A 16709-nucleotide genomic window follows, 5' to 3' on the forward strand; every position below is an offset into this window, starting at 1 on the left:
AGCCAGTTTATATTTTTGACACGGCATGGATCCTGAGCTTTGTTTTCTACCGAGTGAGGCAAAAACATAAATTGGGATGCCTTGTGCGCTACTACCATTGAAAAGAATCAATAACAAATCAATATGAAACAACGTTTACTTATCCAACGGTTGTTTGCCATTATGCTCCTTGCGGGAATACCCGGCAGCAATATGGCTATGCAGCAGCAAACCGTAACAGGTACCGTGGCCGACGCCACGGATGGGACCCCTATTGCCGGGGTTACCATTCGTGTGCGGGGCACTTCGATCGCTGTCAGTTCAGCTGACGACGGCCGCTACATCGTTACCGGGATCAATACCGACGATGTACTGGTGTTCAGCTACCTTGGTTATCGAAGCCGGGAGGAGCCAATCGAAGGCCGCACCACGATCTCCGTCCAATTGGGACGCTTGGAGGATGTACTTGAAGAAGTAGTAGTGACCGCACTGGGCATTCGGAGGGAAGAAAAATCATTGGGCTACTCGGTACAACGTATCGGTGGCGAACAAGTACAGCAGGTTAAAGGCGTAGATATCGCTACCTCATTGACCGGTAAGGTGGCCGGGCTCTGGATTCAAAACAGTACTGAATTTGACGAATCGCCCGACATCCGGCTTCGCGGCGGATCCAGTAATCCGCTGTTGGTGATTGACGGCGTGCCCTATGGCAACATGGGCTTGCGGCAAATCGCTCCAGACGACATCGAGAGCATCGATGTACTCAAAGGCGCCACCGCTTCGGCCCTTTACGGTGTGCGCGGTGGTGGTGGTGCCATCATCGTGACGACCAAAAGCGGTGGTAACGGCATCAGCGTAAATAGTAACAACATGTTTTTTGCAGGCTACCTGGCGTTACCCGAAGTGCAAACATCCTATAGTGCAGGCCTAGGCGGATCGTATAATTCGATTGACTATGTGTGGGGCGATAAACTCGATGTCGGCATCATGGAAGAACAATGGAATCCGGAAACCAAGCAGTTCGAGCTGATGGAACTGACTTCTCGGGGTAGGGATAACTTAAAAAATTTCCTCGAACCCGGCATTGTGACCAACAACAACATCAGCTTTGCCCGGTCGGGTGACATAGGTTCTGTGCGGGCGTCGCTTAACCACGTCTATAATAAAGGGCAATATCCAAACCTGAAATTGAACCGGCTGAATGCAACGATTTCAGGTCAATTGAAACTCAGCGAAAAATTGGAATTGAAAAGCCATATCGGGTATAATCGGAGTATGACCCCGCAGATTACGGGAGCTGGATACGGCGATCAAGGCTATATCTATCAACTGCTGATGTGGACGGGACCCGAATATGACGTTACCAAATTCCGCGATTATTGGGTAGTGCCCAATGAACAGCAAAACTGGCATTACAAGGCGTGGTACGACAATCCTTATCTGATTGCCTACGAAAAACTTTATGGCAGGGAAAACAATATGACCAATGTCAACCTGACATCGGATTACAAACCCTTCGAAGGTGCCAAGGTAACCGCAAGGGTGGGCTACGACTTCTATTCCAATGAAGATACCCGCCGCAATCCCCCGGGCATCTTTTCCACACGCGGATGGCATGCGAACGGGATGTTTGGCCAATACCAATCCCGTGGATTTAGTTTGAATACCGATCTGCTTTTCAACTATGGCAAAAAGAAACTATTTAACACCCTGGACATCGACTTCACTGCGGGGGGAACCATTTACCGGTATGAAGACCAATCGCTTTCGGGTGCAACCCGCAGCGGCCTCATTGTGCCGGGTGTGTATTCACTGAATAATTCGGTGGAGCGTCCGGATGTGTGGACCTCCCGGTATGGCAAGCAAGTGAACAGCTTGCTCGGATTAGCTTCATTTGGCTGGAAAGATGCAGTTTTCCTTGACTTGACGGGTCGGAACGACTGGAGTTCTACCTTAGACATTACGACCCGTTCGTACTTTTACCCGTCCGTGTCCGGGAGCATACTTCTTGAGGAGTTTTTCAAGCTGCCAACCTGGGTGGGCATGTGGAAGCTCCGAGGGTCCTGGGCGGTTTCAAAACAGGATCTCGGCGTATACGCGACAAACGTGAATTACGACATTTCCCAAGGTGCGTGGGACGGCCTGAATACGGCCGATTATCCGTCGGGACTCAATACTTCGGTCATTAAACCCCAAACAAACCGGACCTGGGAAGCGGGCACAGCAATTTACATGCTCGACAATCGTTTAACCATTGACCTTGCCTACTACAACGTGTTCAATTACAACCGGCAGCTGTCCTCCACGATACCCGCTTCTTCGGGTTTCACCGCTACATTAATCAACACGAATGAAACGCGTGTCAGGCGCGGCGTGGAGGTGTCGCTGAATACCGGCGTGTTGAAAAAGCGTAATTTCACCTGGGATGCTGCGGTAAATTGGGCAACAACGCATCAGTACTACAAGGAGTTGGATCCCGTCTATTCGCCGGATAACCTGTGGACGAAAGTCGGCGGACGAGTCGACAATTATACGATCACCGATTGGTTGCGGGATCCGCAAGGTCGTGTCATCCATACCAATGGTGGACTTCCGCAGCAGGGTCAATACGCCTCCGCAATCGGGTATAGCGATCCCAAATTTATATGGGGTTTTACCAATTCGTTTACCTTTCGCGATTTTGATCTTCAGTTAAGTTTTGATGGTCGGGTAGGTGGCTTGTTATACAACTATACGGCCTATAAGATGTGGGACACGGGTTCGCACCCGGACAGCGATAACCAATGGCGTTACGACGAAGTGGTCAATGGCAATGAGTCTTTCGTCGGAAATGGGGTGAAAGTAGTCTCCGGGTCGGTCTCCTTCGATCCATACGGTCGTATTACGGAGGATACGCGCATGTATGCACCCAATGATGTGCCGGTTTCGTATGAAACTTATGCTCGCAGGTTTGCCGACGGACGTTTCGGCGCTACTGATCCCACGTTCATCAAAATCCGTGAGCTGGCTATCGGATACACGGTTCCGCGTTCACTAAGCGAACGCTGGGGAATGAGTCGCGCGCGCATATCATTGACCGCTCAAAATGTATTCCTATGGACCAAGGATTTTCGGTTTGCTGATCCCGATTGGAATGCTGACAGCGACCTGACGTCACCTTCCCAGCGATTTATCGGACTGAACCTGAATTTTCACCTTGCTAATGATAACCAACCAAACAACTAGGAAGCCATGATAACCCTACGAATAAAATCTACCATTGCCTGCATCGCAGTTACAGTTGTTTTGGCGTCGTGCACGCATTTCGAAGACCTAAATACCAATCCCGATGGTTTTACCACTGCCACCTCGCAAATGCTGGCGACGAAGCTGATTCTCGACATCACAAGAAGCGACATCAGCAGCCAGAAAGGATTTATGGCAAACTTCATGCGCGACAAATACATCCTGTGGAGCGAGTTTGCACAGGGCGAGCAGTACAACCGCATCGACCGAACCAGCTTCGGTAATTTTACCCGGCTTATCGACGTGGAGAAGATGATCGGTCTCACCGACGAGCTCGATCAAGAAGTCGCCAATTCGTATAAAGGATTGAGTTATTTTATGCGGGCTTATACATTCTTTAGCGCGACCATGCAAGTGGGCGATATCCCGTACTCGGAAGCGCTAAAAGGTGAACGTGAAGGAAACGTCAAACCTCGTTACGATACACAGAAAGAGGTGTTTATCGGCATCCTCAACGAATTGGACGAAGCAAACCGATTGTTTGCGCAAGGCGCAAACTTTGAAGGTGATGTGATTTACCAAGGCGATCCCGTAAAATGGCAGAAAATGGTCAATTCGTTCGCACTCAAGGTGCTGATCAATTTGTATCGGAAAACAGCCGATTCGGACCTGCGTGTGGTGGAACGCTTCAATGATATTTTGAACAATCGCCCCATTTTTGAAAGCAACGCGGACAATTTCCAACTCGTTTACTCAGACCAGGAGAACCAGCGCTATCCCTTCCATAAACTGGGGAATCAGTTTGTTATTTATCCGATGGTGTCGGACATATTGATCGACCGTTTGAAAGCGACAAATGATTATCGTCTGTTTTATTACGCTTCGCCATCCAAGGTACAGCTTGATAACGGTCATTCTTCTTCGGATTTTGACGCGTATAAAGGCACGGATCCAGCAATCCCCTATGCGGGTTTGAGTGCGATACATAGTTCGGGCGACTATTCCGGCGTGAATGCTCGGTACACGGAAATCCCGGCCGGCGAGCCGATAAGCCTGCTTAGCTATGCACAAGTGCAGTTCTTGCTTGCGGAGGCCGCAGTACGGGGCTGGATCGAGGGCGACGCACAAACTTACTATGCCGCGGGCATACAGGGTGCCATGCAATTTGTTGCAGATCATACACCGAACCATCCATCCTACCATCATAACCGCATTATGGATGATGCTTATATCGAAGCATTTCCGGCCACGAACGCCGTCAAACTGACGGGCGCCGCAGAACATCAGATCGAACAAATCATTGCACAGAAATATGTTAGCACCTACCTCCAGTCACCGCTGAACGCCTTTTTTGAAAATCGGCGCACAGGATATCCGGAGTTTCCGATTAATCCGGCGTCCAATGAAAATATCCCTGCTGATCGCCTGCCTATACGATGGATGTATCCCAGTGATGAAGTCAGCTACAATAGCGAAAATGTGAACGAGGCCATCAATAGGCAATACAATGGCAGCGACAACGTAAATGAGCGCATGTGGTTGCTGAAAGACTGACTTTTGTGACGGACAATTTTTGCAACCATTCATGCGCCGACTAAAATTCACTGCTTTCGCACTCGTATTCCTTCTGACTTGCCTTTGTGCCAACCTGGCACAAGGGCAACTTCGGGAAATCGGACAGGAGCTACAAAAACTATCTTCGGTTAAGGACAGTGTCAGTCTCGTCAACAGCCTAAACCGGCTGGGAGCACTTTACCGTTACCGAAATATAGACAGCTGCTTTCACTATGGAATGAAAGCCAAGCGTATAGCAGCCAGCTTGCATTACCAACAAGGACAGACAAACGCCGACCATGTGATTGCTTTTGCTTTGTATAAGAGAGGATTATATGCGGAATCGCTGGAGTTATTCGGCAAAGTGCTAGCGGGTTATCAGCAACACGCTGATACTGCAAATATTGCCCGTGTTTATATGGATATGTCTGCGGTACTGCACAAGGACCTCGCCAATCAGGCAAAGATTAATGCCATGATGCAAACTGCTATGCAAACCGGGAAAAAGTTAAAGAAGGACAGTGTATTATCTTTAGTGTATTTTAACTATTGCAACTTTAATGCTACCCTTTCTGAAGACAGTGTAAACTACTATCTAACGAAGTCCAAAGAAATTGCAAGCCGGTTTAAGGATGAATATATGCTAGCCCTCCATCGGTCAAAGCAAATATATTTATTAAATAGAGCCTATTTATTAACTAGAAAGGGGCATAAGCCGAAAGTCTTGCCCGCTGCAAAACAGTTGTTATCCGATGCGAAAAATATGGGCAACGTAAATTTAGAGATTTATGCACTGCTCATTCTGGCCAATTATTATCACGAAGACAACCCACAAAAAGCGTTTGAATATTACAATCAGATTTGTGAAGTAGCACAGAAAAGCGGAGATAACGAATTGCAAATCTATTATTTAACCGGCGCATTGGGACGTGCTACAAAATCCGGCATTAAAGATGACATCATCAACGCCTATGCTGCATTGGAAGAGGCGATGATAGCGGACAGGGAAAACATGAAAAAATTTATTGGCGATTACGTCAGGTATAATGCCATAGAAGATCACAATAAACTATTGAGCGAGAAAAATGCACAGCGGACCCTTTGGTTGGTGATCATTTCATTTTCCTCAACTATTATTGTGTTGGCCATCTATCTGATCATGCTCCGCCGAAGCCGGAAAGCGAAAAAACAGATAGAGACCCTTAACAACGCAGCCAATATGCAGGTCATCGCCATGGAGGAAGCAAAGCACCAAGCGGTAAAGGAAGAACAGCAACGGCTTGGACAGGACCTCCACGATGGTCTTTCCTCATCCATTGCGGCCGTCCAACATCAGTTGGAAAACCTAGCCATGGATACAATGGACACTTCCCTGAAAGATAAACTGCGCAAGCTACAAACGGTGGTGGAATCGGCCTACGACGCAGCCAGAAATAAAAGCCATGAATGGTTCCGCGCCGCTGAAGAACGACAAGAGCAATCTTTTGAGCAGCGGATCAAACTGCTCACCGAAAATGCGCTGCCAGACTTCCGTTATAACAAAGAAATTCACATTGATGACAGCTCATTGCTGCGCGTCGGCGCGGATACCCGCATAGCCTTGCTTCGCATCATCCAGGAGGCCATTACCAATATCATCAAACATGCCAAGGCGAAGAACGTCGGTATTCTGATTTATGAAGAGATGGAGAATCTCATTCTGATCATCAGCGATGATGGCAAAGGACTGGGAGAAAAGAAACCGGACTATGAAAAATCAGCCCTGGGCCTACAGTCCATCCGCCGTCGCGTTCGGTATCTCAACGGCGAGACGAATATCCAATCATCGACAAAGGGCACCGAGATAACCGTATCTATTCCGCTCACATCATCGTAACACCGAGGACATCATGCACGTACTAAAATTTACAACTTCCCTACTCCTATTCGCGCTGATTTTCGTTTGGGCTAACCCTACAAAAGGCCAAATCCCGCAAATCCAAGAGGAGCTCAAAAAGCTACCTTTGTTCAAAGACAGCATCAGCCTGGTCAACAGCCTGAACCGATTGGGGACACTTTACCGAACCCGAAACGCAGACAGCTGCTTTTACTATGGGATGAGGGCCAAGCGCACAGCCACCAATATTCAATACCGGAATGGACAGACAGACGCAGATCATGTGATTGCTTTTGCACTGTTTAAGAAAGGACTGTACGCAGAATCCCTTGAACTGCTAAGCAACCTGCTAGCGCATTACCAGCAACTCGATGATACCGAAAAAATTATCCAGGTATATCTAGATATGGCTGAAGTCGAGAACAAAGGCATTTCCGATAGAGCAAAAATTACATCTCTTTTGCATAAGGCTATCCAGACCGGAAGAAAACTGAAAAAGGACAGCATTATGTCAGATGTTTATTTAACCTACCTCAATCGGGGACCCGCCCTTTCTGAAGACAGCATTACTTATTACCTTACCAAATCCACTGAAATAGCCAGCCGTTATAACGATGAACCCATACTGGCTCACAATCGGCTGTGGCAGGCAGACTTATTGGTATCAAACGGCCAAAAAGAAAAGGCATGGTCCCTTGTAAACCAATGCCTGTCTGATGCGCAGCGTACCGGCAATGCCATTCTGGAAATCAGCTCCCTGATCACACTCTTTAATTATGAGGACGATCCCCATAAAAAGCTTGAACATCTCTATCAGGCCTACGAAGTGGCACAGAAAAGCGGAGACAAATACTTGGAAAACTACATCTTAACTCTTGCCTTAGCAGTTGGCAACTATCTGGGTGATAAAGACGAGATCATCAAGATCTATGTCAAATTGGAAAAGGTGATGAGCGCCGAGTGGGAAAGATCAAGGAAATTTATGGGTGACTATGTGCGGTATAATGTCATAGAGCAGGACAATAAGCTATTGGCTGAGGAAAATGCGAGGCGGACTATGTGGATAGTCATTATTTCATTTATGGCATTGATCTCCTTAATGACCATTTACGTAATCATGCTTCGCCGGAGCCGGAAAGCGAAAGAACAGATAGACGCCCTCAACGATACGGCTAATATGCAGATCATCGCCATGGAAGAAGCGAAGCACCAAGCGGTAAAAGAAGAACAGCTGCGGCTTGGACAAGATCTGCATGATGGTCTTTCATCGTCTATCGCGAGCATCAAGCATCAACTGGAATTGCTATCGATGGATACCGATGATGTGTCCTTAAAACACAAGTTGGGCAGGTTGCAAACGGAGGTAGCGACGGCCTATGAAACAGCCCGCACCAAGAGCCATGAATGGTTCAGTGCTGCAGAACAGGAAGAGCAGTCTTTTGAACAACAAATCAAACTGCTTACAGATGGTGCCCTACCCGATAACCGCTATCAAAAAGATATTCAAATAGACGATCACGCATTGTTTACGCGTCAATGCAGATATTCGGATCGCTTTGCTTCGCATTATCCAGGAAGCGATTACCAACATCATCAAGCATGCGAAAGCCAAACATGTGAGTATTCTGATTTATGAAGAAATGGATAGCCTGGTACTGATCGTCAGCGACGACGGGAAAGGACTAGGTGAACAGAAACCGGATAGTGAAAAATCAGCAATGGGCTTGCAATCCATCCGACGACGGGCTCGTTACCTCAACGGCAAAATCACCATTCAATCGGATGCAAAAGGCACCGAAATCACGATATCCATTCCGTTGAACAACGTCATATACGATTAGTCTATGAGAGCCTACCGATATGGATAGCTTTCTGTAAGTTATTTCTGCCTGAAATACACTTGCACGGGGACGCCTTCGAAATCGAAGTTTTCCCGGAGCTTATTTTCTATGAAGCGTCTGTAAGGCTCTTTGATGTATTGGGGTAGGTTACAGAAAAAGGCAAACATCGGCGACTTGCCGGCTATTTGGGTAACATATTTAATTTTAATGTACTTGCCCTTCGTAGCCGGCGGCGGATAGTTTTCGATGATGGGCAGCATTACATCATTCAGCTTTGAGGTAGGCACCTTTTTCGTTTTGTTTTTATAAACGGCGGCAGCAGCCTCCACAGCTTTGAAAATCCGTTGTTTCTCGGTGACGGACGTAAAGACGATCGGCACATCCGTGAATGGTGCAATTTTTTCTCGGATCAGCTCTTCAAACACCTTGGTGGTTTTTTGATTTTTCTCGATCAGATCCCACTTATTGACTAGGATGACGATTCCCTTTTTATTTTTCTCCGCTAAATGGAAGATATTGATATCCTGGGCCTCGATGCCTTCCGTGGCATCCAGCATCAAGATCACCACGTCCGATTCTTCCAGCGCTTTGATGGTGCGCATGACCGAGTAAAATTCGATGTTTTCCTTCACCTTGGTTTTCCGCCGTAATCCAGCCGTATCAATCAGGATAAAATCGTGCCCATATTGATTGTAATGAATACGAATGGAATCGCGGGTGGTACCTGCCACAGGGGTTACGATATTCCGGTCTTTACCAATCAAGGCATTGGTAAGCGACGATTTACCGACATTCGGCCTACCGACGATTGCAAACTTCGGGCGTTCATCTTCTTCCTCCTCTTCGTGCTCAAAATGGGTGACCACCTCATCCAATAGCTCACCCGTACCGGAGCCGGTCATGGACGACAGCGGGTAAATCTCACCCAGTCCGAAGCTATAGAAGATACTAGCTTCTTGCTGGAGCAGTGGGTGGTCTACCTTATTAACCACCACAAAAACCGGCTTTTTGCTACGCCGAAGCACGTCAGCGATCGCATCATCCAGATCGGTGATACCCGTGGTCACATCCACCATAAACAAGATAACCGAAGCCTCTTCGATGGCAATCAGTACCTGTTCGCGGATGGCGGCTTCAAAGACATCCTCCGAGCCGTGTACGTAGCCACCGGTGTCTACCACCGCAAATTTCTTCCCTATCCATTCGCCCTGCCCATAATGCCGGTCGCGCGTTACCCCACTGTAGTCGTCGACAATAGCCCGGCGGCTTTCCGTCAACCGGTTATACAGCGTAGACTTTCCGACGTTTGGCCGCCCTACAATTGCGATGATATTTGCCATCAAAAACCCCTAATTATTCGTTGATTGCCTTCACTCCCGGAAGCACTTTACCTTCCATGTATTCGAGCAGCGCACCGCCGCCTGTACTCACGTAGCTCACGTGCTCGGTCATTCCAAATTTGCTCACGGCCGCCGCCGAATCACCTCCACCGATCAATGAAAATGCTCCACGCTCGGTGGCAGCCACTACGGCATCAGCCACGGCTCTCGTACCTTTGGCAAATTTATCCATCTCAAAAACGCCCATCGGACCGTTCCATAGGATGGTATTTGAAGCCTGGATTACCTGTGCGAAATGCTCACTGGATTCTTTCCCGATATCCAACCCCATTTTGTCGGCCGGAATGGAATCATTTGGTCCGTCATACGCCGGTGAATCTGGTGAAAATTCATCAGCAATCTGACAATCTGTGGGCAATACCAAGTTGACACCTTTTTCATCCGCTTTCTTCACCAAATCATTGGCGAGATCCAATTTATCCAGCTCGACGAGCGACTTTCCGATCTCACCCCCGCGCGCTTTTACAAAGGTATACGCCATACCTCCACCGATGATCAGGTTGTCGACCTTATCGAGGAGGGCCTCAATCAGTTCCAGCTTGTCAGACACCTTGGCGCCGCCCATGATGGCGGTAAACGGACGTTGCGGATGGTTGAGCACTTTTTCGGCATTGCCGACTTCCGCGGCCATAAGGTATCCGAAATATTTTGCATTCGGAAAAAATTGTGCAATAACCGCTGTCGAAGCATGTGCGCGGTGCGCCGTACCAAAGGCGTCGTTCACATATACATCGCCCAGTTTTGCCAGCTTTTCAGCAAAGTCTTTGTCGCCCTTTTCTTCTTCTTTGTAAAAACGAAGATTTTCCAGCAGCAGTACCTCCCCCGGTTTCAACGCCTCGGCCTTTGCATAAGCCTCAGCCCCGATGCAGTCATCGGCAAACTGTACATCCACACCCAGCACGTCCGACAGGTGCTTCACGATGTGCTTCAATGAATATTTCTCCGTTGGTCCCTCTTTCGGCCTTCCAAGGTGCGACATCAGGATCGCCGACCCACCGTCGTTCAATATCTTTTTGATGGTGGGGGCTGCTCCCTGTATCCGGTTGTCGTCCGTAATGTTGTATTTTTCATCTAAGGGTACGTTGAAATCTACCCGTATCAGCGCTTTCTTGCCAGAAAAATCTAAATTGTCTATGGTGTTCATTCCGAAAATATTTCTTTTTATTTCAATCAATTTGGGGTAACAAAGCTAAGATAAGTATTTGTTTACCCAAAAACTTTATTACTATAACGCAAGGCTTCCGCCCGAGCTTCTTCATTTAATCCCGTTTCCATGCCGCGCTCGTATAGAACCTGCAGCAAAGTCTCCGTGGCGATATTCCCCGTTAATTGATCCTCAGCCATTGGGCAGCCTCCAAAACCCCGCAATGCCGTATCAAAATGGGTGCATCCCGCATCCAATGCTGCGATCAGTTTATCTCGGCTTTCTGCAGGTGTGCTGTGTAGATGCAATCCCAATGAAATGCCAGGGAACGTGCCGTCGATATATCCGTATAACCGGGCTATGCCTTGGGGTGTCGACGTGCCAACGGTATCGGCCAACGCAATGTCCCGTACCCCCATAGCAACGAGTCGATCGGCATAATCCGCCACGATTGCGGGGCTCCACGGGTCACCATATGGGTTACCAAACCCCATGGAAAGGTACACTAGGGGAATCTTTCCGTTGACATGGCAGATTGCCACAATTTCTTTCACAGTGTCCAACGACTGGGCAATGGTGCGGTTGGTATTGCGCTGCTGAAACGTTTCGGATACCGAAAACGGAAACCCCACAATCCCCACCGCCGCGACAGCCACTGCTTCTTCCGCTCCGCGTACGTTGGCCACGATGGCCAGCAACCGAGTGGTGCTTACCGACGTATCCAAATGCGCAAGCACTTCAGCCGTATCCTTCATCTGGGGGATGGCTTTGGGCGAGACAAAGCTCCCGAAGTCCAATCGGTCGAAGCCCACTTTCAGGAGCAATTGGAGATACGCCGCTTTTACCTCAGTGGGAATGAAGTGACGTATTCCCTGCATCGCATCGCGGGGACATTCGGTGATGGAGACACGTGACATCAATATACATCCAGTATATAAGGAAGCCGAGCCTGAACCCCCCGTTGCCCGAGCGTGCTTTTTACCTGTTGGTAGTAACCGTATTGATCGCCCAGCTCCCGCTTGGCAAACCAGGTGCTGATCCGATCGGTTGAACCACCCAGCAATGACTCCAGCGGATTTTTAATGGCCGGATAGGTAACCAACCGGTAATCCTCGAGCCCCGCCTTGTGTGCTGCGGCGGCAATAGCGTCATCCAGACTGCCCAACCGATCTACCAGCCCATTGGCAAATGCCTGCTGCCCACTCCATACGCGCCCCTGCCCGATGCTATCCACCTGCTCTTTGGACAGGTGGCGCCCATCGGCCACGCGTTGCACAAATGTGTTGTAGATCCGGTTGACCTCCATTTGGAGAATGTTCCGTTCATCGGCCGTGAGCGGCCGGTCCACATTGTTCAGGAAATCGGCATATTTTCCGGTTTTGACTCCGTCGAAGGTAATGCCTAATTTATCATTCATCAGCCCCTGCATGTTAGGAATCACGCCAAACACGCCGATGGATCCGGTAATCGTATTGGGTTGTGCAAAGATCGAATCGGCGGCTGCGGCAATGTAATAGCCCCCCGAGGCGGCCACATCGCCCATGGAAACGATCACTGGCTTTTCTTTGCGTAATAAATCCACTTCGCGCCAGATGATATCCGATGCCAGCGCACTACCACCCGGTGAATTGATCCGGAATACCACGCCCTTCACCTTGTCGTCTCGACGTACCTTACGCAGCTCGCGTGAAATGCGTTCGGAACCGATCATGTCGTCACTGCCCTCGCCCGATACAATATCGCCCACCGCATATACCACGGCGATGCGATCCCGCACCGATGCGGAGGTCGATGGGCCCGAGGGCTTATATTTCGTCAGCGCAACCGCATTGAGATCGTTGTCGGGATCGATATCCAGGGAATCTTTCAACTCGCCGAGCAGCTCGTCTTTATAACGTTTTCCGTCGGCCAGCCCGTATGTGATCGCATCGTCTGCCGTCCTCACCAAAAAACCATCGGCAATGGCCCGCAGCGAATCAGCGGTCAGGTGCCGACTTGCGCCAACCTGATCAATAAAATGATCATAGATGCTGCCCAGGAAGGAGGTTACCTGTTCGCGGTTTGCATCGCTCATCCGGTCAAGTATCAAAGGTTCAACCGCACTTTTGAAAGTACCGACTTTCACTACTTGCATCTCCACGCCTAACTTATCAAGCGTACCTTTTATAAACGGTATCTGCGAAGCCAGGCCGCGGAAATCAACCGAACCTTCCGGATTTACGTAGATCTTGTCTGCTGTGGATGCCAGGTAATAAGCCCGTTGGGTATATCCCTCGCTATAGGCGACAATAAACTTTCCGGATGTTTTGAAATCCAGCAATGCGTCGCGAATCTCCTGCAGCGTGGCGAAACTCGCGGACACGGCGGAAAGGTCAAGGTAGATGCCTTTGATCCGCTTGTCGTCCTTTGCCCCTTCAATACCTTTCAGTATATCGTTCAGCCCAAAACTTTTAGTCGTGTTAAATCCCGGAACATCCAGCTCTTCAAACGGGTCAGGTATGGTTCGTTCGGTAATCTGGTGCTGCAAGTCAATATGCAGCAACGAGTTATCGGCTACCTGCGTTTCTTTATTGGCCGTCATGGAACTGATCATCCCACCGATGATGATAAGTCCAACGATCACCAGCAGGAAAAAGGAGATGACGATACCCGTCACCGTTGCCAGTACATATTTAAAAAATGATTTCATTATTTCTATTCTTGTGTCCAAACTTAGCCAAACTTGGCTGCATATACAAGCTATCCTGGCTTTGTAGGATTTGACGGAGGGAAGTGGGAAAAGTTACGGAGTGTTTTTGCGGAACCGTGAAGGTACAAGGATGCAGAAGCACGGAGGTGCGAATAGCCGATTTTGCGATTTTGCAAATAGGTGATTTTGCGAATAAGCGCGGATTTATCTAAGTTTACCGCACAAAAAAAATCAGCACAAATACATGAGCGACGAAACGAATCCCATTCCTGAAGAAAATACCAGCCAAACGATTCCATTATCTGGGTTGTATGAAAACTGGTTTTTGGACTATGCTTCTTATGTGATTCTCGACCGAGCCGTACCCCATATCAACGACGGATTCAAGCCTGTCCAACGCCGCATCCTGCATTCGCTGAAAGAGATGGACGACGGACGGTTCAACAAAGCGGCCAATGTAATTGGCAACACCATGAAATACCACCCCCATGGGGATGCTTCTATCGGCGATGCAATGGTGCAGATTGGCCAGAAAAACCTCCTCATCGATTGCCAGGGCAACTGGGGCGATCCGGTTACGGGCGATTCCGCCGCAGCACCGCGCTACATCGAAGGGCGCCTATCTAAGTTTGCCAACGACGTGGTTTTCAATCCAGACACCACGGAATGGCAGTCGAGTTATGACGGGCGCAACCGGGAGCCGGTTACCCTACCAGTTAAATTTCCGCTGCTGCTTGCCCAAGGGGCCGAAGGCATTGCCGTGGGCCTTGCCACCAAGATTATGCCCCACAACTTCATCGAGCTCATCGATGGATCTATCGAGGTGCTGCGTGGTGGGCGGCCCAACCTTCTCCCCGACTTCCCTACAGGCGGACTGGCCGACTGCTCGGCCTACAACGAGGGGCAGCGTGGGGGTAAAATCCGCGTGCGTGCCAAAATTGAAGAGCGCGACAAGAAGACGCTGGCTATTACCGAAATTCCATATAGCACTACCACCGGCGGCCTGATCGACAGCGTCGTAGCTGCCAACGAAAAGGGCAAAATCAAAATCAAGAAAATCGAAGATAACACCGCCCGGAATGTCGAAATCATCATCCACCTTGCTGCGGGTATCTCGCCCGATGTGACCATCGACGCCCTGTATGCATTTACGGCGTGTGAGGTATCCATATCGCCCAATACATGTGTCATCAAGCATGACAAACCCCATTTCATGGGGATCAATGACATATTGATTGAAAATACGAAACAGACTAAGGCCCTGCTCAAGCTAGAGCTCGAAATTAAGCTCCGTGAACTGCAGGAAAAAATATTCTTCAGCAGCCTGCTTAAGATTTTCATCCAGGAGGGAATGTATAAACATCCCGACTATGAGAATTCGGGCGACTTTGACACTGTCGTACAGGTGCTCACCCAGCTGTTCACTCCGTTTTTCGATCAGTTTTATCGAGAGATTCTACCGGAAGACTACAAAAAACTCATTGAGAAACCGATGAGCAGCATCACCCGCTTCGACGTAAAAAAGGCGGATGAGCAGATGGCTGCGTTAGAAGAGGAGATCAAAAAAGTAAAACATCACCTCAAACACCTTACCGACTATGCCATTGCGTGGTTTGAACGACTCAAAGAGAAATATAGCAAAGGCCGCGAGCGGCGTACCGAACTCCGGGTATTCGACCGGGTGGAGGCCGCCCAGGTAGCGCTAGCCAATGTGAAACTTTACGTAAACCGCACCGAAGGATTTGTAGGCACCGGCATGCGTAAAGATGAATACATCGGCGACTGCTCTGACCTCGATGATGTGATTGTTTTCCGTGCTGACGGCAAATGCTTGGTTACCAAAGTACAGGATAAGGTGTTCGTGGGTAAAGACATCATCCATGTTGCAGTATTTAAGAAAGGCGACGACCGTACGGTATACAACCTCATCTACCGCGATGGCAAATCGGGCGTATCGTATGTGAAGCGCTTTTCGGTGCTCGGTGTCACACGGGATAAGGAATACGACCTCACCAAAGGCGAAAAGGGTTCCAAAGTATTGTATTTTACAGCCAATCCCAACGGTGAAGCGGAGGTGGTAAACGTACAGCTGAAGCCTCATTCCAAACTACGGAAGCTGCAAATGGACATCGATTTTGCTGAAATCGCTATCAAGGGCCGTAGCTCACAGGGAAATATCGTGACGAAATACCCGGTCAAAAAGATTATCCAAAAAAGCAAGGGCGTATCTACCCTGTCCGGTCGAAAAATCTGGTTTGACGATGTGCTTAAACGGCTCAATGCAGATGGCCGCGGCCAGTATCTCGGCGAGTTTGATGGCGACGACAAAATACTCACGGTGATGGCTGATGGGACGTATGAATTAAGTACGTTTGACCTGAGCAATCACTTTGAAGACAAGCTGATACGCATCGAAAAGTACGATACGCAGCGTGTGTACACCGCAGTGCACCGCGACGGCAAGTCGGGCGTTTACTATGTCAAGCGCTTCCTGTTTGAAGACACGCCAATCGGTAAACGTACGTCGATTATTAACGAGGAAGCAGGGTCAAAGCTCATACTTATTACCGCTGTTGCCGCACCTTTGGTTCAAATCGACGTGCTCAAGGGTAAATCACGCACGCCTGAGACAGTTGAACAAAACCTAGCCGATCTCATCGATGTCAAAGGCATGAAGGCGCAGGGTAACCGCCTAAGCTCACACGAGGTGACCCGCGTGGTGAATATGAGCGTCGAAGAAACACACCCTGCCGACACGTCGGATGTAGAAAAGCGTACTCCTGAATCGGCACACAACGATTCAGGCAATACCGATAAAGATACAGTGGCTGTAGAGCAGCCTCCTTCGAAGGAACGGCCAAATGTCGATTTTGAAATCACCAATCCCGATGACATCAAGATGGATGGTAACGGGCAAATGGGGTTGTTTTAAGTAAAAACAACCCCATTTTTTCGTATTTTATCCTACCTTTTATTTTTTTATCCGAATTTTCTTACCTTT

10 protein-coding genes are annotated in these 16709 nt (G+C 48.9%); 6 read left to right on the forward strand and 4 right to left on the reverse strand.

Going from position 1 to position 16709, the window contains the following annotated elements:
- Nucleotides 1–123: 123 nt before the first annotated feature.
- From BMZ56_RS15970 to BMZ56_RS15990, 5 genes are read left to right on the forward strand one after another with little or no spacing between them, the layout of a single operon-like run.
- Nucleotides 124–3204, forward strand: a complete 3081-nt coding sequence (locus BMZ56_RS15970) for a SusC/RagA family TonB-linked outer membrane protein (RefSeq protein ID WP_090628379.1) — start codon at nucleotides 124–126, stop codon at nucleotides 3202–3204.
- Nucleotides 3205–3210: 6 nt separating this feature from the next.
- A complete protein-coding gene (locus BMZ56_RS15975) occupies nucleotides 3211–4758 on the forward strand; it encodes a SusD/RagB family nutrient-binding outer membrane lipoprotein (RefSeq protein WP_090628381.1) in 1548 nt (515 codons plus the stop codon).
- A 31-nt stretch (nucleotides 4759–4789) separates the two neighbouring features.
- The gene (locus BMZ56_RS15980) at nucleotides 4790–6634 is read left to right on the forward strand and encodes a sensor histidine kinase (RefSeq protein ID WP_090628382.1); all 1845 of its coding nucleotides are present in this window, start codon (nucleotides 4790–4792) and stop codon (nucleotides 6632–6634) included.
- A 13-nt stretch (nucleotides 6635–6647) separates the two neighbouring features.
- On the forward strand, nucleotides 6648–8270 hold the full coding sequence (locus BMZ56_RS15985) for a histidine kinase (RefSeq protein ID WP_090628384.1): 1623 nt from the start codon (nucleotides 6648–6650) through the stop codon (nucleotides 8268–8270).
- Nucleotides 8191–8475, forward strand: coding sequence for a sensor histidine kinase (locus BMZ56_RS15990; protein ID WP_177195173.1), 285 nt, complete (start codon nucleotides 8191–8193; stop codon nucleotides 8473–8475). The genes BMZ56_RS15985 and BMZ56_RS15990 overlap by 80 nt, the downstream gene beginning before the upstream one ends.
- 38 nt (nucleotides 8476–8513) lie before the next feature.
- Here the strand turns inward: BMZ56_RS15990 and der are convergent, their stop codons facing one another.
- From der to sppA, 4 genes are all read right to left on the reverse strand, one after another.
- Nucleotides 8514–9815 carry a ribosome biogenesis GTPase Der gene (gene der, locus BMZ56_RS15995; RefSeq protein ID WP_090628386.1) on the reverse strand — a complete coding sequence of 434 codons (1302 nt, stop codon included), beginning with the start codon at nucleotides 9813–9815 and terminating at the stop codon, nucleotides 8514–8516.
- Between the two features lie 13 nt (nucleotides 9816–9828).
- Nucleotides 9829–11019 carry a phosphoglycerate kinase gene (locus tag BMZ56_RS16000; RefSeq protein WP_090628387.1) on the reverse strand — a complete coding sequence of 397 codons (1191 nt, stop codon included), beginning with the start codon at nucleotides 11017–11019 and terminating at the stop codon, nucleotides 9829–9831.
- A 62-nt stretch (nucleotides 11020–11081) separates the two neighbouring features.
- Nucleotides 11082–11936: a hydroxymethylglutaryl-CoA lyase gene (locus BMZ56_RS16005; protein ID WP_090628389.1), complete on the reverse strand. Its 855-nt coding sequence runs from the start codon at nucleotides 11934–11936 to the stop codon at nucleotides 11082–11084.
- Nucleotides 11936–13708: a signal peptide peptidase SppA gene (gene sppA, locus BMZ56_RS16010; RefSeq protein WP_090628390.1), complete on the reverse strand. Its 1773-nt coding sequence runs from the start codon at nucleotides 13706–13708 to the stop codon at nucleotides 11936–11938. Before sppA ends, BMZ56_RS16005 begins: the two co-directional genes overlap by 1 nt.
- Nucleotides 13709–13952: 244 nt before the next feature.
- Between sppA and BMZ56_RS16015 the strand changes: the two genes are divergently transcribed.
- Nucleotides 13953–16640: a DNA gyrase/topoisomerase IV subunit A gene (locus BMZ56_RS16015; protein ID WP_090628392.1), complete on the forward strand. Its 2688-nt coding sequence runs from the start codon at nucleotides 13953–13955 to the stop codon at nucleotides 16638–16640.
- Nucleotides 16641–16709: the final 69 nt, after the last annotated feature.

It is taken from the genome of Parapedobacter indicus (genome assembly GCF_900113765.1).
GTDB classification, from domain to species: domain Bacteria; phylum Bacteroidota; class Bacteroidia; order Sphingobacteriales; family Sphingobacteriaceae; genus Parapedobacter; species Parapedobacter indicus.